At 35.4% G+C, this 18,663-nt stretch carries 20 protein-coding genes and 2 pseudogenes; 10 read left to right on the top strand and 12 right to left on the bottom strand.

Annotated features, from left to right (window positions below; translation table 11 throughout):
• Position 1: 1 nt before the first annotated feature.
• Positions 2 to 433, top strand: coding sequence for a dCMP deaminase family protein (locus ABZP37_RS02230; protein WP_366185247.1), 432 nt, complete (start codon positions 2 to 4; stop codon positions 431 to 433).
• Complete coding sequence (locus ABZP37_RS02225) at positions 434 to 2,002, top strand: S41 family peptidase (RefSeq protein WP_366185245.1); 1,569 nt, start codon at positions 434 to 436, stop codon at positions 2,000 to 2,002.
• Positions 2,003 to 2,006: 4 nt separating this feature from the next.
• Here ABZP37_RS02225 and ABZP37_RS02220 read toward each other — a convergent pair whose 3' ends face one another.
• Together ABZP37_RS02220 and ABZP37_RS02215 are read right to left on the bottom strand one after the other, a co-directional pair.
• On the bottom strand, positions 2,007 to 2,621 hold the full coding sequence (locus ABZP37_RS02220; protein WP_366185243.1) for an FAD-dependent oxidoreductase: 615 nt from the start codon (positions 2,619 to 2,621) through the stop codon (positions 2,007 to 2,009).
• Positions 2,621 to 2,824, bottom strand: coding sequence for a hypothetical protein (locus ABZP37_RS02215; RefSeq protein WP_366185242.1), 204 nt, complete (start codon positions 2,822 to 2,824; stop codon positions 2,621 to 2,623). Before ABZP37_RS02215 ends, ABZP37_RS02220 begins: the two co-directional genes overlap by 1 nt.
• Before the next feature lie 566 nt (positions 2,825 to 3,390).
• Between ABZP37_RS02215 and ABZP37_RS02210 the strand changes: the two genes are divergently transcribed.
• The 3 genes from ABZP37_RS02210 to ABZP37_RS02200 all read left to right on the top strand — a co-directional run bounded on the left by ABZP37_RS02210 (position 3,391) and on the right by ABZP37_RS02200 (position 7,843).
• Positions 3,391 to 3,975 (top strand): DUF3109 family protein, encoded by a 585-nt coding sequence (locus ABZP37_RS02210; protein WP_366185240.1) that lies wholly within the window; start codon positions 3,391 to 3,393, stop codon positions 3,973 to 3,975.
• Between the two features lie 237 nt (positions 3,976 to 4,212).
• The gene (locus ABZP37_RS02205; protein ID WP_366185238.1) at positions 4,213 to 5,190 is read left to right on the top strand and encodes a ribonucleotide-diphosphate reductase subunit beta; all 978 of its coding nucleotides are present in this window, start codon (positions 4,213 to 4,215) and stop codon (positions 5,188 to 5,190) included.
• Positions 5,191 to 5,455: 265 nt separating this feature from the next.
• Entirely contained in the window at positions 5,456 to 7,843 is a 2,388-nt protein-coding gene (locus ABZP37_RS02200; RefSeq protein WP_366185236.1) for a ribonucleoside-diphosphate reductase subunit alpha, read from the top strand.
• A gap of 198 nt (positions 7,844 to 8,041) precedes the next feature.
• Here the strand turns inward: ABZP37_RS02200 and ABZP37_RS02195 are convergent, their stop codons facing one another.
• A complete protein-coding gene (locus ABZP37_RS02195; RefSeq protein WP_366185234.1) occupies positions 8,042 to 8,530 on the bottom strand; it encodes a PAS domain-containing protein in 489 nt (162 codons plus the stop codon).
• Positions 8,531 to 8,826: 296 nt separating this feature from the next.
• Here ABZP37_RS02195 and ABZP37_RS02190 point away from each other — a divergent pair.
• From ABZP37_RS02190 to ABZP37_RS02180, 3 genes and pseudogenes are all read left to right on the top strand, one after another.
• Positions 8,827 to 9,008 (top strand): annotated as a pseudogene (locus ABZP37_RS02190) (IS1595 family transposase); the annotation flags it as partial.
• A gap of 219 nt (positions 9,009 to 9,227) precedes the next feature.
• Complete coding sequence (locus ABZP37_RS02185) at positions 9,228 to 10,580, top strand: hypothetical protein (protein WP_366185233.1); 1,353 nt, start codon at positions 9,228 to 9,230, stop codon at positions 10,578 to 10,580.
• 284 nt (positions 10,581 to 10,864) lie between these two features.
• Positions 10,865 to 11,263, top strand: a complete 399-nt coding sequence (locus ABZP37_RS02180) for a hypothetical protein (RefSeq protein WP_366185231.1) — start codon at positions 10,865 to 10,867, stop codon at positions 11,261 to 11,263.
• Between the two features lie 32 nt (positions 11,264 to 11,295).
• On the opposite strand, the pseudogene ABZP37_RS02175 reads toward ABZP37_RS02180, so the two are convergent.
• Positions 11,296 to 12,007 (bottom strand): annotated as a pseudogene (locus ABZP37_RS02175) (5-methyltetrahydropteroyltriglutamate--homocysteine S-methyltransferase); the annotation flags it as partial.
• A 14-nt stretch (positions 12,008 to 12,021) separates the two neighbouring features.
• Here ABZP37_RS02175 and ABZP37_RS02170 point away from each other — a divergent pair.
• Positions 12,022 to 12,285: an Lrp/AsnC family transcriptional regulator gene (locus ABZP37_RS02170; protein ID WP_366185229.1), complete on the top strand. Its 264-nt coding sequence runs from the start codon at positions 12,022 to 12,024 to the stop codon at positions 12,283 to 12,285.
• A gap of 135 nt (positions 12,286 to 12,420) precedes the next feature.
• Here the strand turns inward: ABZP37_RS02170 and ABZP37_RS02165 are convergent, their stop codons facing one another.
• The 8 genes from ABZP37_RS02165 to ABZP37_RS02130 all read right to left on the bottom strand — a co-directional run bounded on the left by ABZP37_RS02165 (position 12,421) and on the right by ABZP37_RS02130 (position 16,712).
• Complete coding sequence (locus tag ABZP37_RS02165) at positions 12,421 to 13,155, bottom strand: hypothetical protein (protein WP_366185228.1); 735 nt, start codon at positions 13,153 to 13,155, stop codon at positions 12,421 to 12,423.
• A gap of 147 nt (positions 13,156 to 13,302) precedes the next feature.
• Positions 13,303 to 13,764 (bottom strand): YHS domain-containing (seleno)protein, encoded by a 462-nt coding sequence (locus ABZP37_RS02160; protein WP_366185226.1) that lies wholly within the window; start codon positions 13,762 to 13,764, stop codon positions 13,303 to 13,305.
• A 50-nt stretch (positions 13,765 to 13,814) separates the two neighbouring features.
• Entirely contained in the window at positions 13,815 to 14,243 is a 429-nt protein-coding gene (locus tag ABZP37_RS02155) for an OsmC family protein (protein WP_366185224.1), read from the bottom strand.
• Positions 14,244 to 14,247: 4 nt separating this feature from the next.
• A complete protein-coding gene (gene trxA, locus ABZP37_RS02150; RefSeq protein ID WP_366185222.1) occupies positions 14,248 to 14,568 on the bottom strand; it encodes a thioredoxin in 321 nt (106 codons plus the stop codon).
• A gap of 31 nt (positions 14,569 to 14,599) precedes the next feature.
• On the bottom strand, positions 14,600 to 15,133 hold the full coding sequence (locus ABZP37_RS02145) for a carboxymuconolactone decarboxylase family protein (RefSeq protein WP_366185221.1): 534 nt from the start codon (positions 15,131 to 15,133) through the stop codon (positions 14,600 to 14,602).
• Between the two features lie 28 nt (positions 15,134 to 15,161).
• Positions 15,162 to 15,320, bottom strand: coding sequence for a hypothetical protein (locus ABZP37_RS02140; RefSeq protein ID WP_366185219.1), 159 nt, complete (start codon positions 15,318 to 15,320; stop codon positions 15,162 to 15,164).
• A gap of 487 nt (positions 15,321 to 15,807) precedes the next feature.
• Positions 15,808 to 16,254, bottom strand: a complete 447-nt coding sequence (locus ABZP37_RS02135) for a nucleoside deaminase (protein ID WP_366185218.1) — start codon at positions 16,252 to 16,254, stop codon at positions 15,808 to 15,810.
• A gap of 161 nt (positions 16,255 to 16,415) precedes the next feature.
• Complete coding sequence (locus ABZP37_RS02130) at positions 16,416 to 16,712, bottom strand: hypothetical protein (protein WP_366185216.1); 297 nt, start codon at positions 16,710 to 16,712, stop codon at positions 16,416 to 16,418.
• 135 nt (positions 16,713 to 16,847) lie between these two features.
• On the opposite strand from ABZP37_RS02130, the gene ABZP37_RS02125 reads away from it, so the two are divergent.
• Complete coding sequence (locus tag ABZP37_RS02125; protein ID WP_366185214.1) at positions 16,848 to 18,635, top strand: 1-deoxy-D-xylulose-5-phosphate synthase; 1,788 nt, start codon at positions 16,848 to 16,850, stop codon at positions 18,633 to 18,635.
• Positions 18,636 to 18,663 lie beyond the last annotated feature (28 nt).

Raw genomic sequence — 18,663 nt, 5'->3', positions numbered from 1 at the left:
TATGGAAAAAACGAAATTAAATAAATACGATAAAGCATACCTTAGAATAGCAACCGAATGGGGGCAATTGTCTTATTGTAAACGTAAAAAAGTAGGCGCGATCATAGTCAAAGACCGAATGATTATCTCTGATGGCTATAATGGTACGCCTGGGGGGTTTGATAATTGTTGCGAGGACGAGACGGGTTTAACGCGTTGGGATGTTTTACATGCTGAAGCAAATGCCATCTTGAAAGTAGCGCGATCTACACAATCTTGTGAGGGAGCTACTTTGTATATTACACTTTCGCCTTGTAAAGAGTGTAGTAAATTAATTCACCAATCCGGTATTAAGAGAGTGGTGTATCATAACGGATACCGTGATGATTCTGGAATTCAATTTTTAAAGAAAGCTGGAGTAGTGGTCGATCAAATTGTCGATTTAGAAGGGTAAATGGGATTTAATTCTAAATACCTGCCTTTATTATTAGGAGCTACTCTGGCTCTTGGTTTGGTATTGGGAGAATGGATGCAGACTTCAAACGAGAATCCCTTTTTAACTAAAAATAGTTCCAAAAACAAACTCAACAGATTAATTGATTTTATCGAAAATGACTATGTAGATGATGTCAATACAGATTCGATAGTGAATCTTACGGTAGATAAAATCATGAAGCAATTAGATCCACATTCTATTTATGTTCCACCACGTGAGCAAGTTCGTGTTGAGGAAAATATGCGTGGGGATTTTGTAGGGATTGGGGTTAGTTTTTATATGTTTAAAGATACTTTGGCCGTGATTCGTCCAGTAGATAACGGTCCTTCCGCCAAAGCAGGAATTAAATCTGGTGACCGAATCCTTTATGCAGATAAAACCAAGCTTTTTGGCCGAAAACTACCATCTGATAGTTTGTTCTCTAAATTAAAAGGAGAACGTGGTTCTACCATTCAGTTGGTTGTTTATAGAAAATCTGAGCAAAAAAAGATAAATATCAGCTTAAAAAGGGATGTGATTCCATTAAAAAGTGTAGATGTCGCATTGCTACTAGATTCTAAAACGGGTTATGTTAAGATCAATCGTTTTTCTGAAACTACTTATACCGAATTTAAAAAAGGTTTGCTACAATTAAAAAAGACAGGAATGAATTGCTTAATTCTTGATCTCAGAAACAATGGTGGTGGTTATATGGAGCAAGCGATTGCTATTGCTGATGATTTTTTGAAAAATAAACAACTAATTGTGTTTACGAAAAATAGGAAAGGAGTCATTGAAAATACATATGCAACTGAAAATGGGGCTTTTGAAAATGGAAAAGTAATTATTTTAATTAACGAAAACAGTGCGTCAGCTAGTGAGATTTTAGCAGGTGCTATTCAAGATAATGATCGTGGGACAATAGTAGGAAGACGTTCGTTCGGAAAAGGATTAGTGCAGCGTGAAATGAATTTTGAAGATGGTTCTGCAGTAAGGTTAACCGTGGCGAGGTATTATACACCTACAGGACGTTCCATTCAAAAATCATATAGTAAAGGAAATGAATCCTATTTTAAAGAATCTGAATCTCGCTTTTTGACGGGAGAATTGTATGCTAAAGACAGTATAAAAATCGCTGACAGTTTGAAATTTAAAACACCTAAAGGTCGAATTGTTTATGGTGGCGGTGGAATTGTTCCTGATGTTTTTGTGCCTATTGAAATTGAAGACGCTAATGTCAATTATTTAATGCAATCTGGATTGGTGAGTAATTTTGTTTTCGAACAATTGGACCTGCACCGCAAGGATTTTAAACAGGAATCTTTCAAAGAGTTTATGTCTAGAATGAGTCTTACTGATAAGTATTATGATGTGTTTCAGCGTTTTGTTTATAAGAACAGGTTAGCTCTTGATCTTGCTAAAAATAAAGAAGTAGTGAAACGGTATTTGAGTGCTGAGTTTGCTCGACAATTATACGGTGATAATCAATATTATGAATTGCTTTTGAAAGAAGATAAAATGATTCAAAAAGTGATGAAAGCCAAATAAAAAATTATTTCTCTCGAATACTGTCGTGTGAATGGGTTTGTTCTCCGGCATTCCATAGCGTAAGAATATCAGTAGCAACTGCTGCGCCACTTCCAGCCGCAATAGCAAGTTGACTTCTCCATCCAGCTAAAGTTCCAATGGTGTAAATTCCTTCAGTTACTTTATGATCTATATTTCGCAATTGAATGCGGTTTTTTATGGATAAAGCTTTTTTATGTGTTTCTACATATTCCATCAAACCTTCGATGTCAAAAGTATTGGCAGAGCCAATGCCTATAACCACTATTTCTGTCGTGTAACTGTTTTTATTAGTAACGATTTTGAAATCAGGATATTCGCCTTCTATTTTGATTATTTTTTCGTTTGGAATTTGAGTAATATGGGGGTATATATCGGCTAAATGCGTGGTTGAATTAGGAAGTAATTCAGATCCAAGTGTTCCTGGAGTAATTCCATAAGCATTATTAAAAATAGCATCTTGAAGTGCGGAAGACTTTTGGTGTGTGAAAATTCCAATTGTCTTGTCTTTGGCGAATACTTTGTTTTGGGCGGAACCTAAAACGAGTGCACAAGATATTCCAGAAACACCGCCACCTATGATTAGAGTATTAAATTTCATTATAATTTGTCATCCATTTTCTCTTCAATTTTTTTTGACATCTTGAAAATTAGAAGAATTAAAACGGCACAAAACGAAGCTCCAATTCCGATGAACGCTACAGCGCTATCACCTTGAAAAGGATCTTTAAAATCTAGCATGGTAATGTTGAAGATGATTAGTGCTACAGCTAAAAACACTAATATGTTGATAAACATTTTCATAAAAGTTAATTTTTGATTTAAGGTAAAGGCTTGTTTTTATTGAGGTTTTGAGTCTGTTTTAATGGGTAGTAAATGCCTTTACATACGATATTAGGGGATAAAAATATAAAAAAAATGTTTAAACGAATAGTCCTTTAACATTAGTTATAAATAATTTAACAGCAATAGCTAAGAGTACTATTCCAGATGTTTACTAAATAACGGCTAATCCATTTTGGCTTAGTGTTTTTTTTGATTTTGATTTTTGGAAGTGATTTCATTACAAAATTAACAAAGGTGATGTTTAAGATAATAGTGATTACACTGTTAATAGTTTTTAATGGTGAATGCTAGGGGCGATAAAATAGTTATAATAGCCGGTGTCTACCATGATAGGGAAGACAATAGATGTAGTGCTAGCCGATTTTGTGCAAAAACTCATTATTCAACTTGAAAGTAAGGCTTGTCATCCATGACTTATAAAATGATTAATTTGCCTTTACAATATGTTAATAGCTCAGTTTTGGTCTTCCGATTCGCATTTGATTGACTACCTTTGCACTTTATAATCACAGTTAATACAATCCATGTTTCAATTAGGAAAAACCATCGTTTCAGAAGATATTTTAGGGAAAGAATTTGTTTGTAATTTATCAGCTTGTAAAGGAGCTTGTTGCGTTGACGGAGATGCTGGAGCGCCATTGAGCGAAGAAGAGACTAAAATTCTAGAAGCTATTTATCCTAAAGTAAAACCATTTCTACGTAAAGAAGGAATTGCTGCTATTGAGGCGCAAGGAGTTTGGAGAAAAGGAACCGATGGGGATTTAGAAACACCTCTTATTGATGAAAAAGATTGTGCGTATGTGATTTTTGACGGTAAAACCGCTTTATGCGGAATAGAACAAGCCTATAATCAAGGAGAGGTAGATTGGAAAAAACCAGTTTCCTGTCATTTGTATCCCATCCGAATTAAAGATTTTACAGAGTTTGCTGCGGTGAATTATGATAAATGGGATATTTGTGACGACGCCTGTTCTTTAGGTAAAGAGTTAGAAGTTCCTGTGTATAAATTTGTCAAAGAAGCTTTGGTAAGAAGGTTTGGAGAAGATTGGTATGCTGAGCTTGATTTAATCGCTCAGGAATGGAAAAAACAAGGTTCGAAAAAACAATAAAACCCTTTGTTTTTTATCTTTAAAGCCCTATAGTATATGGGTTTTTTTGGTTTTAAATAATTGATACAAAGTGATTTGCATTTTGTGTTAAAAGATCTCGTAATAGTTTACGTTGTTAAAAACTAAGTCTAATTGTGGATAAGTTTGACTTTTAAAAGACGCAATATTTTGCCATCTTTGTAATCCGCAGAATTTAAAATTCTTTCTAAGAAAAATACAATAAAATAAACAATAGCCATGTCGCAAGTAGAACCAATTTTACAAGAGAATAAAAATCGTTTCGTAATTTTTCCTATCAAACACCATGATATTTGGGAGTTTTATAAATCAATGGAGGCTAGTTTTTGGACGGCTGAAGAAATCGATTTGTCACAAGATTTAAACGACTGGAATAACAAGTTGAATAATGATGAAAGATATTTCATTAAACATATTTTAGCTTTTTTTGCAGCTTCGGATGGAATTGTGAACGAAAATCTAGCAGAGAACTTTGTTAATGAAGTGCAGTACGCTGAAGCTAAATTCTTTTATGGTTTCCAAATCATGATGGAGAACATTCATAGTGAAACCTATTCATTATTGATTGATACTTATGTGAAAGATGAAGCAGAAAAAGATGATTTGTTCAATGCATTAGAAGTTTTTCCAGCAATCAAGAAAAAAGCAGATTGGGCATTGCAATGGATTGACTCTGATTCCTTCGCGGAACGTTTAATTGCTTTTGCAGCAGTAGAAGGGATTTTCTTTTCAGGAGCTTTTTGTTCTATATACTGGTTGAAAAAACGTGGATTGATGCCAGGTTTGACTTTTTCTAACGAATTGATTTCTCGTGACGAAGGAGTTCATTGTGATTTTGCAGTGCATTTGCACAACAATCACTTGATCAACCCAGTACCAAAAGAAAGAATTAGAACGATTATCGTTGATGCTTTGAATATCGAAAGAGAATTTATCACTGAGTCATTACCAGTAAGTTTGATTGGTATGAATGCGACTTTGATGACACAATATTTAGAGTTTGTAGCGGATAGACTTTTGGTTGAATTAGGATGCGAAAGAGAATACAATACAACGAACCCATTCGATTTTATGGACATGATTTCGTTGCAAGGAAAAACAAACTTCTTTGAAAAGAAAGTTGCCGAATATCAAAAATCAGGTGTGATGAACACAGATGGTGATGCTCAGAAAATTTCATTTGACGCTGATTTTTAGAAATTTGCCGGAAAGGCGCTAAGTCACAAAGGAAAGGTTTTAATAATAAAATAGTGATTTGATGTAGTTTTTAGGAAATTACAAAAGATGTTTAATGATTACGGTTACCTCTGAAATCAAAAATCGTTAATCATCAATCGTTAATTTTTTTTTGATATCATTGATTAATTATAGAATGCCCGGGATTAGTTTCCCAAACACCAATTAACAAATACCCAAAAAAATAAAAAAGGGATTTTTTATTTTTTAAAAAACAATTGAGCTTATGTATGTAATTAAAAGAGATGGTAGGAAAGAACCTGTAATGTTCGACAAAATCACAGATAGGATTAAAAAACTATGCTATGGTTTGAATGATTTGGTAGATGCTGTGAAAGTGGCAATGCGTGTTATTGAAGGACTTTACGATGGAGTTTCAACATCAGAATTGGATAATTTAGCGGCAGAAACGGCGGCGTCAATGACTATTTCGCACCCCGATTATGCGCAACTAGCGGCTCGAATTGCTATTTCGAATTTACACTCGAATACCAACAAATCGTTTTCTGAAACGATGGACGAAATGTATCACTACGTAAATCCAAGAAATGGACAAAAAGCGCCTTTGTTATCTGATGAAGTACATGCAGTAATACAAGAAAATGCAGAATTTTTGAATTCTCATATCATATATAATAGAGATTTTAACTACGATTACTTTGGTTTCAAAACACTAGAGCGTTCGTATTTATTGAAAATAAACGGTAAAATCGTTGAACGTCCACAACATATGTTGATGCGTGTGTCGGTTGGAATTCACTTAGGTGATATGGATTCAGTTTTAGAAACGTATGACTTAATGTCTAAAAAATTCTTTACCCATGCAACGCCTACATTGTTTAACTCTGGAACTCCAAAACCTCAAATGTCGTCTTGTTTCCTTTTGGCAATGAAAGACGATAGTATTGACGGAATTTATGACACGTTGAAACAAACGGCAAAAATCTCGCAATCTGCTGGTGGAGTAGGACTTTCTATTCACAATGTGCGTGCTACAGGTTCGTACATTCGTGGAACTAACGGAACTTCAAACGGAATTGTTCCTATGTTGCGTGTCTTTAATGATACGGCTCGTTACGTAGATCAAGGTGGTGGAAAACGTAAAGGGAGCTTTGCGATTTACATCGAAACTTGGCATGCGGATATCTTTGATTTCCTAGACCTTAAAAAGAATACCGGAAAAGAAGAAATGCGTGCTAGAGATTTGTTCTTTGCCATGTGGACTTCTGATTTATTCATGAAACGGGTTCAAGAAGATGGAATTTGGACTTTGATGTGTCCTAATGAATGCCCTGGATTGTACGACGTATACGGTGAAGAATTTGAAAAAATGTACACTGATTACGAAAAAGCAGGTAAAGGTAGAAAAACCATCAAAGCACATGAATTGTGGGAGAAAATTCTAGAATCGCAAATCGAAACTGGAACGCCTTATATGTTGTACAAAGATGCAGCCAACCGTAAATCAAACCAAAAGAATTTAGGTACGATTCGTTCGTCTAACTTGTGTACGGAGATTATGGAATATACGTCTGCTGATGAGGTAGCGGTATGTAACTTGGCCTCATTATCATTACCAATGTTTGTAGAAAACGGTAAGTTTGACCACGAAGCATTGTACAATGTAACGAAACGAGTAACAAGAAACTTAAATAAAGTAATTGATAGAAATTACTATCCTGTAAAAGAAGCAGAGAATTCCAACTTACGCCACCGTCCGATTGGTCTTGGTGTTCAAGGTTTGGCTGATGCCTTTATCATGTTGCGTTTGCCTTTTACATCGGATGAAGCTAAAAAATTGAATCAAGAAATTTTCGAAACTTTATACTTCGCTGCAGTAACTGCTTCGATGGAGGAAGCAAAAGAGGAAGGACCTTATTCAACGTTCCAAGGTTCTCCAATTTCACAAGGAGATTTCCAACACAACTTATGGGGGATAAAAGACGAAGAATTGTCTGGTCGTTGGGATTGGGCAGCTTTAAGGAAAGAAGTAATGGAGCACGGAGTTCGTAACTCATTATTAGTTGCGCCTATGCCTACCGCTTCTACTTCTCAAATTTTAGGAAACAACGAAGCATTCGAACCTTATACTTCTAATATTTACACACGACGTGTATTGTCTGGAGAATTCATCGTGGTAAACAAACATTTATTGCATGATTTAGTTGATCGTGGATTGTGGAACGAGACATTAAAACAAGAATTGATGCGTAACAACGGATCAGTTCAAGATTTGGATATTCCGCAAGACTTGAAAGAATTGTACAAAACAGTATGGGAAATGTCTATGAAAGATATCATAGATATGTCACGTCAACGTGGTTATTTTGTAGATCAATCGCAGTCATTGAACTTGTTTATGCAAAACGCCAACTATTCAAAATTGACGTCAATGCACTTTTATGCTTGGCAATCAGGATTGAAAACAGGAATGTACTATTTGAGAACAAAAGCAGCAGTAGATGCGATCAAGTTTACATTGAACAACGACAAAAAAGAACAACCAGTTGCTGAAGAAGTAAGCACAGAACCAATTAATATTGACGAATACAAAAAGATGATTCTACAAGCCCAAGCAGGTGGACCAGAAGATTGTGAAATGTGTGGGTCTTAATTTTTAGGAAATAGAATAAAGAGTAGAGAGACAGCTATCCAATTTTGGGTAGCTGTTTTTTTTGGAGCTAATCCTGCTCCCAACCTTCAGGAATATTTAAGGAAAAAAGCAAGTTACTTTTAGTAATTAATTTTTATAAATAGGGTAGAATGCATTCCTGCTCTAGCTGCATATTTTCAAATATAAAAAACAGTATAATTAAGATGCAATTCTCTCAAAAGCGATGTAATTGACGAGTTCTCCTTTTTTGTTAAATTTTGGAAACGCTTCTATCTCACATAAGTAAGTGCTTCCGTCTTTTTTGTAATTGATGAGTACTTCTTTAAAAGGAAGGTTGTTTTGAATAGCTACCTTAATTTTTTCTCTACTGGCTGACGAAGTCAATTCGCCTTGGAATATTTTGGGTGTTTTGCCTATAATTTCACGCGCTTGATAACCATTCATTTGATGAATACCCTGACTGGCAAAAACAATTTCTTGTTTTGAATTGGTAATTAAAATTTGTGTTTTCGCATTAGAATTGATTGCACTGAAATCAACTTTGGACTTCCAGTGTTTTTGAATAGCAACAAATTTGTTGATCTCAAATGTATGACTAGCAAAAAAATCCCAAGAAAGTAGAGGTAAGGAAACGATTCGTAAAGTGTTGCTATATTTGACTAAAGCTTTATCATATTCGGGTGTCATGGTCAAACATTTTAAAATTAAATTAGTATGCTTTGATTGCAATCTCACGATTTTAGAAAATGAATTCAAATATTTTTCTTATTTGAAAAGGAATCTAATATTGAATTGCTAATTTAAGTGTTTAATAGAAATAAAAGGTAGCCCGTTTTTTAAAATTTCAAACGGACTTCAAATTAAGCAATTTTACAATTATATACAAATAGAAAAACCCTTTGATAAACAGAAGTTTTACAAAGGGTTTATGATTATAGAGTTGTAAAGATGTTTTTCTTATCTTTCTTAAAACAAAAATATTTATGGAATCATTTAAAGGAAAAAGTATTGTTGATTTTTCGATACATTCAAAACTGATTTAGATTGTTTAGAATATTTAGCAACTATAAGATGCAGTGGAACTTTTAAATTTTCAAAATGTAATCATAACAAGTTTACTATTCGAAAATTAAATTTTGCTAGAGATTGTAACTTATGTCATTATGGTTTATCTTGAGGACTGTCAGGATTAAAGGATTTGGGTTTTACAATTAGGTTTATGTGATAGAAATTTATAAAACAATCATGTGTAAGTTAATTTAGATGTTTTGTTGCAAGTAGAAACTAAAAAAAAGATAATCTCCATCTATTTCTAGGTAATTTTAGAGTAGTGCATAATTGAATTTTGGTGTAAAATTGAAGTTCATTAGCTGAACTTTTAATTATGATATTTAAAATAAAACCTATTGCTGCTCTATTATTAATAGGAGCTTCTTTTGTGATAACACCAGTTAGTTGTCAATCGCTTAAAAATACAGGAAAATCGACTACTGAAAATAGTATTGGAATTCAAAAGAACCTTACCCCAGGAGTTTTCAAAGTTGTTGGTGTGGGTTACCAAGGTCCGAGTCAAAAAGAAATTGATACATTACCTGTCTTTACGGTCAATCCAAGTTCCAATTCCACCAAAGAAATCAATAAAGCTATTAAAGACGCTAGTCATAGCAAAAACGGCGGTAAGGTAATCATCAGTGCAGGAACGTATTTGGTGGACGAAATCACCTTGCAATCCAATGTGCATATTGTATTGAGAGCAGGAGTACGTTTGGTAGCCGATCAAACAGATCCAAAACGAGTGAATCAAACCAAAATAGTTTTTTCTATTGGTTCTGAAAGTGCCGTTGAGAATGTTTCGATCATTGGAGAAGGGAAAGATGAAAACAGACCATCGATCAAATATGTACGTGAAAATAGTGCACCAAAAAAAGGAGGTTCTCGAGCTTTTTCTATCGGGAGAGTATCCAATTTATTTATACAAAACCTTGTGATTGAGGACGATCAAACTCGCTTTTCGGGTGTCGCATTTGCGTTTCAAAAAGGAGATGAAAGTGCCAATGGAAGAGCCATTGATGTAACAGTTGATAATGTACAACAAAACAACGCCTCTTACGGTTATGGCTTGATTCAAGCCAATACAGGAGCCAATATGTTATTGTGTAATTTGGTTTGCAGTGGAGGGGTAGCCGCCCGAATTGAAACTGACAATCGTGGTCGCGAAGAGCAAATTAAAGTAGGTGTGGATAATATCCGAATCGAAAATGTAACGAGCATTAAAGGGAAATGTGCGGTTTATTTCAAACCTCATAATTTAGTGAGTGGTAATGTTACCGTTGATGGCGCTCATTCGATAGGGTCGCAACTAACCATCGAAATTAGAGATGGAAGAGAAGGCGGACGCTTTGGAGTTGATTCTTGGATTAAAAATGTAACGGCGGTTTATACACTAGATGCGCCAGTACATTTTTCGGGAAGAAGTAGTATTCCAAAATGTTTACTGACGTATTTTAAAGAAGATATAATGGCCGATGCAGATAACAAAGGAGTTCGTCAAGGGCCGTCAATAGCTGTTATTGGCGATTATGTTGGGCAAATAAAAATTGATAAAACAACCGTTTCGGCTTCGGTGCCTAAAAATACAGCTCCAGATAATACGGTTGCAGCAAGAGCGCTAATTGTCACCAAAGATGCGTATCGCGGAAATGATGCCGATAAACAATGCGGAGATAAGGCTTATTAACATAATTTTCATGCGGATAGTACGTTAGCCATTTCGTTTCCATTAGCTTTTTGTAGCTACTATATTAGCCTTTTTAAAAACTAAACAATTGTAAACGCCCCTCTCAATTCATTTTGAAAGGGGCTTTTTTTAGTCTTACCAATTATGTTTTTATGCGCTAACATCAACTTCATCTGCGTACTAGTATTTTACTGTGTATTAGAATTTCATAAAACTATCTTAAAATAGTGTAATCTTTATCAGGTACTTACGGTTTATCTTTGAATTATTAAAATGAAACAGTTATGGTAGCGATTGAACTTATAGAGAAAATAATTGGAAACATTTTACGATTAACGTATTCCATTTGTACCAATGATATGATCGTAAATTCTAAACAAGCGAGCAATATTGAGATTTTTATCTTGGCCTTTTTTGTTGAATATCATCGACTTTTTATTGCGGACAGCATGTTGGTAAACGCAATACAAAAACAGATTTTGGATAAATATAAATTATTTGTAAATGCCAAGCGAAATGTTTACAATTCAATTTTGATAGAAAAAATAGCTGAAGAAAACCAGTTTATGTCTTATAACAACATTTATGGAAGTGTAAACTGCAATAAAATGTTTGAATTAGAGAATAAGGTAAATTATTCCTTCTCTAGGTTTTTGGTAAATGAATACAATTACAAAGCCTAGCGCATAATACGCTAAGCTCTGAATAAATAGTATTAAAGTACAACAGTATTCTCAACTGCAACTCTCATTTTTTGAGCAGCTTTCACCATTTCGATCAAAGCCTTTTTAGCTTCCTCCCAATGACGGGTTTTCAAACCATAATTGCTTTACTGGAATTACAGCGGCAGCTTTTTCTAACAAATGAACCATTTCTTCGTTGGCAGGCACACAGGGCGAGTAAATATCATATACTCCAAGTCCAATTTCGTTTGGATATTTAAAATCAGCAAAAGTATCTAGCAATTCCATTTGCGATCTAGAACATTCAATTGTGATGACATCTGGATCCATGTCGGCGATATTTTGAATGATATCGTTAAACTCACTGTAGCACATATGCGTGTGTATTTGAGTATCATCCTGCACACCGCTAGCCGAAATTCTAAACGCTTTAATCGCCCAATCCAAATAATTTGCCCATTCTTCTTTTCGCAATGGCAATCCTTCACGAATAGCGGGTTCATCAATTTGAATGATTTTGATTCCTGCTTTTTCCAAATCCACCACTTCATCACGTATCGCAAGTGCAATTTGTGTACAGGTAGTCGAGCGCGGTTGATCGTCATGTACAAATGACCATTGTAAGATAGTAACGGGTCCAGTTAGCCTTCCTTTTACCCATTTTGGTGTAAGCGATTGTGCATATTTTGCCCATTTTATAGTCATTGGATTAGGATGCGAAACATCACCGTAGATAACGGGTGGGGTTTCACACAATTATGAAATATGTTGCTTTATTGGATAAAAAGACACTAAAACTTGGGATGACCGTTTTTTGTAAAGTCCGCTTTAAGGAACACGCCAAGAATGTAGGAGCCAATTTTGTGAAAGATATTGTAGCCTTACCAGAGATTATCGAATGCTGCAAAATTGCAGGTGATTATGATTTTATGCTCAAAATCCTGGTTGAAGATGTGGCGAGCTATCAAAACGTTGTTATGACAAACTCTCTACAATTGGGAATGAGCAAACCATTTTTGTGATGGGTGGAATTAAAAATAGCACCGCTTTACATTTTTAATTTTTTCGAAAAAAAGGCTACGTATTTTACAAAGTCCATTGTTAAATGGGAATATTTCATAAAATACAGGACAGATTCATTTTCGAATAAAATAATACTACAGAGCCGAAAAAGGATTTTGGCCATTATTTATTTCTTCAATGCTTTGGCCCGTTTTAATATTTTTTAAAGTCAAATTAATTAGTCCTTTGTGGGTGGAGGCAATTTTAATCGTATTGTTATAGGTATTCCAATCTTCCCATGAGGTTTCGATTCCGCCCACAGGGATGATGCTCACCCACATGCGCCATGCGGTAGGCACAAAATTTGCATCGACCAACCAAACGTATGAATCACCAGGAGTACTACCGCCAGAGGCATAAGTAACCATCAAGGCTTTTTGATTGTCTTGAACTACAATGCTTCGTGTGGTGCCAGGGTCTCTTAACTTGAAAGGCGCAATAAGCCAAAAAGAATCGTTATTGAAATAATTATTTGCTTTACTGATCAGTTCGGCTTTTTCGTTCCCTAATATTTTTATATCATTTTCAAATGCAATTCCTTCAAGGGTTTTGGTGTTAAAGAGGACTTTGTTTTTACTCCATTTTACTTGTATCAAGTCGTTTTTCTTGTCCCAAAGGTATTTGTGATCTCCTGCAAATTCAAAAGATACCGCAGCGGTGCTGTCCCAAGCTTTTTGGTTAATGGCTGTTTGTATTTTATCAGTAAAAAGTTCTGCTTCCTGACCAGCAACTCCTACCGGTAGCGGTTTCGAAATAAAGTAGCCATATCCAATAGTACAGAGAATAAGAACCAATAGAACTAAGCCAACTATCTTACTAACTTTTTTCATTATTTAAATTTTTAGAATATTCAAATGCAGTACAAATTTAAGTAAATACGAGCAGTAATAGGTAGTTTTTATACAAGAAAGGGTTTTGCTTTTTACGACAAAACCCTTTCAGAATCAAATTAAATATAAAAGTAATCGTGGTATTTATTATTGAATTTTAGACCATTTGGTGTCAATGGTTTTCAAATATTTGGATTCGTCTTTGTTCCAGATGTCCAAGGTGTTTACTTGGCTTCCATTGAAATCGCCATTAAAAAATAGATATAATTTGTTGTCTACGATTTTAAAGGTCTCTGGATTGATTGAAAATTTGGCATCTTTTTCCGCGACACCCCAAGCGCAGTATCCAGCACATTCGGGTAAATATTTTTTAGGATTTGCTTTAAACGCTTTGGCATTTGCTTTCGACTCAAAACGATATTCTGTTTTGCCTATTTTTTCAGTAATAGTTGCACTTCCTTTTACTGCTTTGTTTGCCGTGTGATAAGCCACTACATCATACCCACCAAGGCCTAAACCGTTTTTATCAATTGGATCTACCTGAGCTATTAATGTATTAGAAAAGAAAGAGAGAATAGCGACTACGATTGTGATTTTTAAATTTTTCATATTGATTTTTTGATTGATTTTTGAAGTTGAAATTTGAAATTTGATTTTTTTTAAGCTGAAACAGCTAACTCATTTGTTGCTTGAATGGGTTGAATATTCCATTCGCCTTCGATCATGCGGTGAACATAACAAGCATCGGCTTGCTTGATCAATTCAGCTTTTTGTTCCTCGGTCAGGTCACCTTCGATTTTGATTTTTCCGGTAATGGTTGTAGACAAGGATCCGTCAGGGCCGCGTTTTACGTTGAGTTCAAATTCACCATCCACATCGTCAATAGTCCAATTGTTTTTTCGAGCAATGTAGCGTACGGTTGCTACTTTGCACATTGCCAAACTCGACAAGATGAGGTCTTCTGGAGAGAAACCCAAATCGGTTCCTTTGCTCGTCAATGGCTCGTCACCAGTGATTGAATGTCTTCCGTTTGTAATAAAAGATTGGTAGCCCGTTGGTAAATTCTTGATGTTTATTTTCTTGCCCATGTTGTTAGTTTTTTAATAAGTTATTCAAATGACTGGCCAGTACCGATTTGCTGTGCAGTCCGTTTTGAGTTCCTACGATTTCACCATTTTTAAAGTAAAATAAAGCAGGAATACTACGTACTTTAAATTGTGCTGCTAGTTCTGGATTGGTATCTACGTTGATTTTGGAGATTATAGCTTTGCCATCAAAATCGGCAGCCAATTCCTCTAGTGCAGGGTGTAACGCTTTACAAGGCCCACACCAGTCTGCAAAAAAGTCAACGAGTACGACTTGGTTTTCAGTAATCGTTTTTTCGAAATTGGTTTTATCTAAATGTTGTATCATTTTTTTTTAATTTTAAAATTGAAAGTGTAAATTACAGTTCTGGTGCGATTGGAAAATCAATTGCAAAACCAGCAAGGTTGTGAATGTAATTGCTAATCACTTTGTCGCCGACTACGATCACTACATCGATCATGTTTTCTTCTGTATAACCCGCTTCAAAAAAGGCTATTTTTACATCAGCGGTTGCTTTTCCTCTGTTTTCAACAACCGATGCTGTAAATTTTACCAAGGCATCTAATTTTGTATCAAATGCTGCCGAACCTCTTCTCAAATCCAGAACTTGTTCGTCTGTGAAACCATTCATTTTTCCTAGTACCGTGTGTGCCGATTGGCAATACTCACAACCATTTATTTGGCTAGTAATTAAGTTTACAACTTCTCTTTCTTTAGCTTTAAGGCTACTTTTTCTATTCTGCAAAGTCAGGTAATCTCCCAATGCCGTTTCGCTTTTGGCGTAGTAAGCGTATAAATTAGGAACAAATCCTAGTCCTTTTTGTAGGTTGTCAAAAATTGCTTGGTTGTTTGCAGATACTTCTTCTCTTGTAGGTACGTTAAATGTTGACATAATGTTTTATTTTTTATTGAATTAATAATTATATAAATAGATTGTTTTCGTCGCAGTAATAATCAGACAGTCCCATCGTGTCACAAAAATGAGCTTGATTTACAGTAATCAATTGCGGTTGAACTTCTGTGTTTTTAGCTCCAAAATTATTTTTTAGGAAAGCCAAAAGTTGCGTTATTGTTTTCATATTTTATGTGTTTCAATTTGTTGGTACAAAGGTGCGACGAAAGTAGACCTAGAAGTTAGGTCACATTTCCCGACGAGTTGCCCATTCTTCCTTTTGGGGTTTTTTTGAGGTGTTTTTGTCATTATTTGGGCTCTCGATAGCTATCGGAACTTCGTAATCCCGAAGCTTCGGGGCTATCCTTCACGCAAAACCCGTAAACGATATAGATGTGTAGTAATAGAGGAAGTAGAAAGGCAAGAAAAGAAAATCTGCGTAAATCTTTTAAAATCTGCGTCCCAACTGATGGCTAGATTTGGGCACTATATTTGCGTAAGGGTAGGTGAGTAACTTTGTTGAGACGCTTTCAGCGAGACAAACTAGAGCGAGTAATTTGAGGTAAAAGAAGTTGTTTCTGTATTTAATAATAAGGAAGAGTGAAAAATCCGTTTTTATCTGCGCCTTCGCGATAGCGAATCCGTTTCATCCGTGTCCCTTTAGACAAAGTGAATTATTTTTTGCGTCTGTCAGCAAAGAAGCGTTTCATTAAGTCGGCAGCTTCATCGGCAAGAACGCCTCGAACCACGGTCGTTTTAGGATGCAATTGTCCGCCCATTTTTTCAAAACCACGGTGCGCATCACTAGCGCCAAAAACAATTTTCGAAATCTGACTCCAATACAAAGCCCCTGCGCACATTTGGCAAGGCTCGAGTGTTACATATAAGGTACAATCTTTTAAGTATTTGCCACCCAAGAAATTGGCAGCAGCAGTAATGGCTTGCATTTCGGCATGGGCTGTAACATCGTGTAGTAATTCGGTAAGGTTGTGCGAACGGGCAATAATGCGATTGTCCACAACAATGATAGCACCTACAGGGATTTCACCTTTTTCAAAAGCGGCTTCTGCTTCTTGCAAAGCACGTTTCATAAAGTATTCGTCGGTGAAAGGGTTTATCATAATGCAAAAGTAGGGTTTTGAAATTATTTTTGATACTTCAAATAGATTCAAATTGCAGTAAAAGACATAGTAGAAAAAAAGAAATACTTAATCGCCTCATTTGATTCAGATCTTAGTTTGTTTTAGACTCTATTCGAATGAAAAGCTATAATTTAAAATTTTTATGATTTTGCGAAGTCGAGAGTTTTTATGATTTTTTTTCTAGCCTCATCAGTAGTATTGCCAGGTTCTCCTGCATATGAAACATTTATTATCTCTTGTAAATGGTCTTTGTATTCTTTCACGGTCAATGGTTTTCCATCTGTAGTATAAGTTAAGACGTCATTATTTAGTAATACCTCTATTTGATTAAGCAAAGTTTCATTTTTGGTATTTAATATTCTATGGACGATGTTTTTACGTTTTTCTTCTATGTTCATAACGATTAGATTACAATTGAAAATCTGATTTAAGTGCATTTTTTCGATAGCAAATTCGGTTCAGCTTTGTTCTGTTTTTACCCAAATTCTATTATTTCAAAGTTATGAAATTTTCGGTAAGGAAAGGATTTTTCAATGTTCGAAAAATAGGAATTCAATTTGTACATTTGTGGAATGATCAAGAATCTCCTCCAACATATCCACAACCCAACCGATTTACGTCTTCTTGACGAATCACAATTGCCGCAATTGGCACAGGAAGTCCGTGATTTTATTATAGGTGTCGTTGCTGTCAAAGAAGGGCATTTGGGAGCGAGTTTGGGAGTGGTAGAATTAACGGTGGCTTTGCATTACGTTTTCAATACACCCGAAGATTTATTGATTTGGGATGTTGGTCACCAAGCTTACGGTCATAAAATCCTAACTGAAAGAAGAGAGTTATTCGATACCAACCGACAATTGGGCGGAATCTCGGGCTTTCCCAAACGAAGCGAAAGCATATACGATGCCTTTGGAGTAGGGCATTCTTCAACTTCCATTTCGGCAGCGTTGGGAATGGCGATTGCCTCCAATATTAAAGGCGAGTTCGAAAAACAACACATAGCCGTTATTGGTGATGCGTCTATCGCATCAGGAATGGCGTTTGAAGGGCTGAATCATGCAGGAGTTACCGATGCCAATTTGTTAGTTATTCTTAACGACAATGCTATCGGAATTGATCCAAGCGTAGGAGCGTTGAAAAATTATTTGACTGCCGTAAAAACAGGAAAAAATCACCGTCAGAATAACATGATCAAATCTTTAAATTTTGATTATTCGGGACCCATTGATGGAAATGATATTTTTGCTGTCGTCAAAGAATTGAAGCGTTTACAAAAAATAAAGGGACCTAAATTTCTACATATTATCACCACCAAAGGTAAAGGACTTAAACAAGCTGAGGAAGACCAAGTGAAATATCATGCGCCAGGTAAGTTTGATGCTTCGTCAGGTGAAATTCATTTGAAATCGGAAGAAAATTTACCACACAAGTACCAAGATGTTTTTGGATTAACGGTTTTGGATTTAGCACTAAAAAATAAAAATATTATCGGAATCACACCAGCAATGCCATCAGGAAGTTCGTTGAAATTCATGATGGAAGCTTTGCCTGAACGTGCCTTTGATGTGGGGATTGCAGAACAACACGCTGTCACGCTTGCTGCTGGAATGGCGACGCAAGGAATGATTGTGTATTGCAATATTTACTCCACTTTTTTACAACGGGCTTACGACCAATTGATTCATGATGTAGCTTTGCAGAATTTACCCGTTATCTTCTGTTTGGACAGAGCTGGACTAGTGGGCGAAGATGGAGCAACGCATCATGGTGTATTTGATTTGGCGTATTTGATATGTATTCCTAATATGGTGATTTTTTCACCCTTGAATGAAATTGATTTGCAAAACATTTTATATACCGTTCAATTAGGAATCGATTTTCCTATTGCAATTCGGTATCCACGTGGTCGTGGAGTGACTCCAAATTGGAAAGCAGATTATTTCGGAAAATATTCAATTATCGAAATTGGGAAAGCTAGTTGTTTACAGGAAGGAACTACAATTGCGGTATTGTCAAATGGAACAATTGGAAAGAATGTTTCGGCAGCTTTGGATAATTTAGAGAATCCAGATACAATAGCACATTATGATTTTTCTTTTGTAAAGCCTTTGGATGAAAAAGCCTTACATTATATTTTTAAAACCTTTAAAAATATAATAACCATAGAAGATGGCACAATAATTGGTGGTTTTGGAGCGGCTATTTTAGACTTTGGATCACGAAATCAGTATGTAGTTCCGATTGAAAAATTAGGAATTCCAGATGTATTTGTAGAACAAGGTACAGTTGATGAATTACAACAAATGTGTAAAATTGACGTTATAAGTTTGACTAATCGTCTTTCGATACTTTCAAAATAGTAAATAAATTAAAAAATTATAAAGCTCG

The organism is Flavobacterium ovatum (assembly GCF_040703125.1).
GTDB lineage: Bacteria > Bacteroidota > Bacteroidia > Flavobacteriales > Flavobacteriaceae > Flavobacterium > Flavobacterium ovatum.
This window is presented reverse-complemented; position numbering and strand designations above follow the sequence as displayed.

What these genes read in the sequence shown, in the direction of transcription:
- ABZP37_RS02230 (WP_366185247.1), top strand. Translation starts at nt 2, where the DNA reads ATGGAAAAAACGAAATTAAATAAATACGATAAAGCATACCTTAGAATA.
- ABZP37_RS02225 (WP_366185245.1), top strand. Translation starts at nt 434, where the DNA reads ATGGGATTTAATTCTAAATACCTGCCTTTATTATTAGGAGCTACTCTG.
- ABZP37_RS02220 (WP_366185243.1), bottom strand. Translation starts at nt 2,621, where the DNA reads ATGAAATTTAATACTCTAATCATAGGTGGCGGTGTTTCTGGAATATCT.
- ABZP37_RS02215 (WP_366185242.1), bottom strand. Translation starts at nt 2,824, where the DNA reads ATGAAAATGTTTATCAACATATTAGTGTTTTTAGCTGTAGCACTAATC.
- ABZP37_RS02210 (WP_366185240.1), top strand. Translation starts at nt 3,391, where the DNA reads ATGTTTCAATTAGGAAAAACCATCGTTTCAGAAGATATTTTAGGGAAA.
- ABZP37_RS02205 (WP_366185238.1), top strand. Translation starts at nt 4,213, where the DNA reads ATGTCGCAAGTAGAACCAATTTTACAAGAGAATAAAAATCGTTTCGTA.
- ABZP37_RS02200 (WP_366185236.1), top strand. Translation starts at nt 5,456, where the DNA reads ATGTATGTAATTAAAAGAGATGGTAGGAAAGAACCTGTAATGTTCGAC.
- ABZP37_RS02195 (WP_366185234.1), bottom strand. Translation starts at nt 8,530, where the DNA reads ATGACACCCGAATATGATAAAGCTTTAGTCAAATATAGCAACACTTTA.
- ABZP37_RS02185 (WP_366185233.1), top strand. Translation starts at nt 9,228, where the DNA reads ATGATATTTAAAATAAAACCTATTGCTGCTCTATTATTAATAGGAGCT.
- ABZP37_RS02180 (WP_366185231.1), top strand. Translation starts at nt 10,865, where the DNA reads ATGGTAGCGATTGAACTTATAGAGAAAATAATTGGAAACATTTTACGA.
- ABZP37_RS02170 (WP_366185229.1), top strand. Translation starts at nt 12,022, where the DNA reads ATGAAATATGTTGCTTTATTGGATAAAAAGACACTAAAACTTGGGATG.
- ABZP37_RS02165 (WP_366185228.1), bottom strand. Translation starts at nt 13,155, where the DNA reads ATGAAAAAAGTTAGTAAGATAGTTGGCTTAGTTCTATTGGTTCTTATT.
- ABZP37_RS02160 (WP_366185226.1), bottom strand. Translation starts at nt 13,764, where the DNA reads ATGAAAAATTTAAAAATCACAATCGTAGTCGCTATTCTCTCTTTCTTT.
- ABZP37_RS02155 (WP_366185224.1), bottom strand. Translation starts at nt 14,243, where the DNA reads ATGGGCAAGAAAATAAACATCAAGAATTTACCAACGGGCTACCAATCT.
- trxA (WP_366185222.1), bottom strand. Translation starts at nt 14,568, where the DNA reads ATGATACAACATTTAGATAAAACCAATTTCGAAAAAACGATTACTGAA.
- ABZP37_RS02145 (WP_366185221.1), bottom strand. Translation starts at nt 15,133, where the DNA reads ATGTCAACATTTAACGTACCTACAAGAGAAGAAGTATCTGCAAACAAC.
- ABZP37_RS02140 (WP_366185219.1), bottom strand. Translation starts at nt 15,320, where the DNA reads ATGAAAACAATAACGCAACTTTTGGCTTTCCTAAAAAATAATTTTGGA.
- ABZP37_RS02135 (WP_366185218.1), bottom strand. Translation starts at nt 16,254, where the DNA reads ATGATAAACCCTTTCACCGACGAATACTTTATGAAACGTGCTTTGCAA.
- ABZP37_RS02130 (WP_366185216.1), bottom strand. Translation starts at nt 16,712, where the DNA reads ATGCACTTAAATCAGATTTTCAATTGTAATCTAATCGTTATGAACATA.
- ABZP37_RS02125 (WP_366185214.1), top strand. Translation starts at nt 16,848, where the DNA reads ATGATCAAGAATCTCCTCCAACATATCCACAACCCAACCGATTTACGT.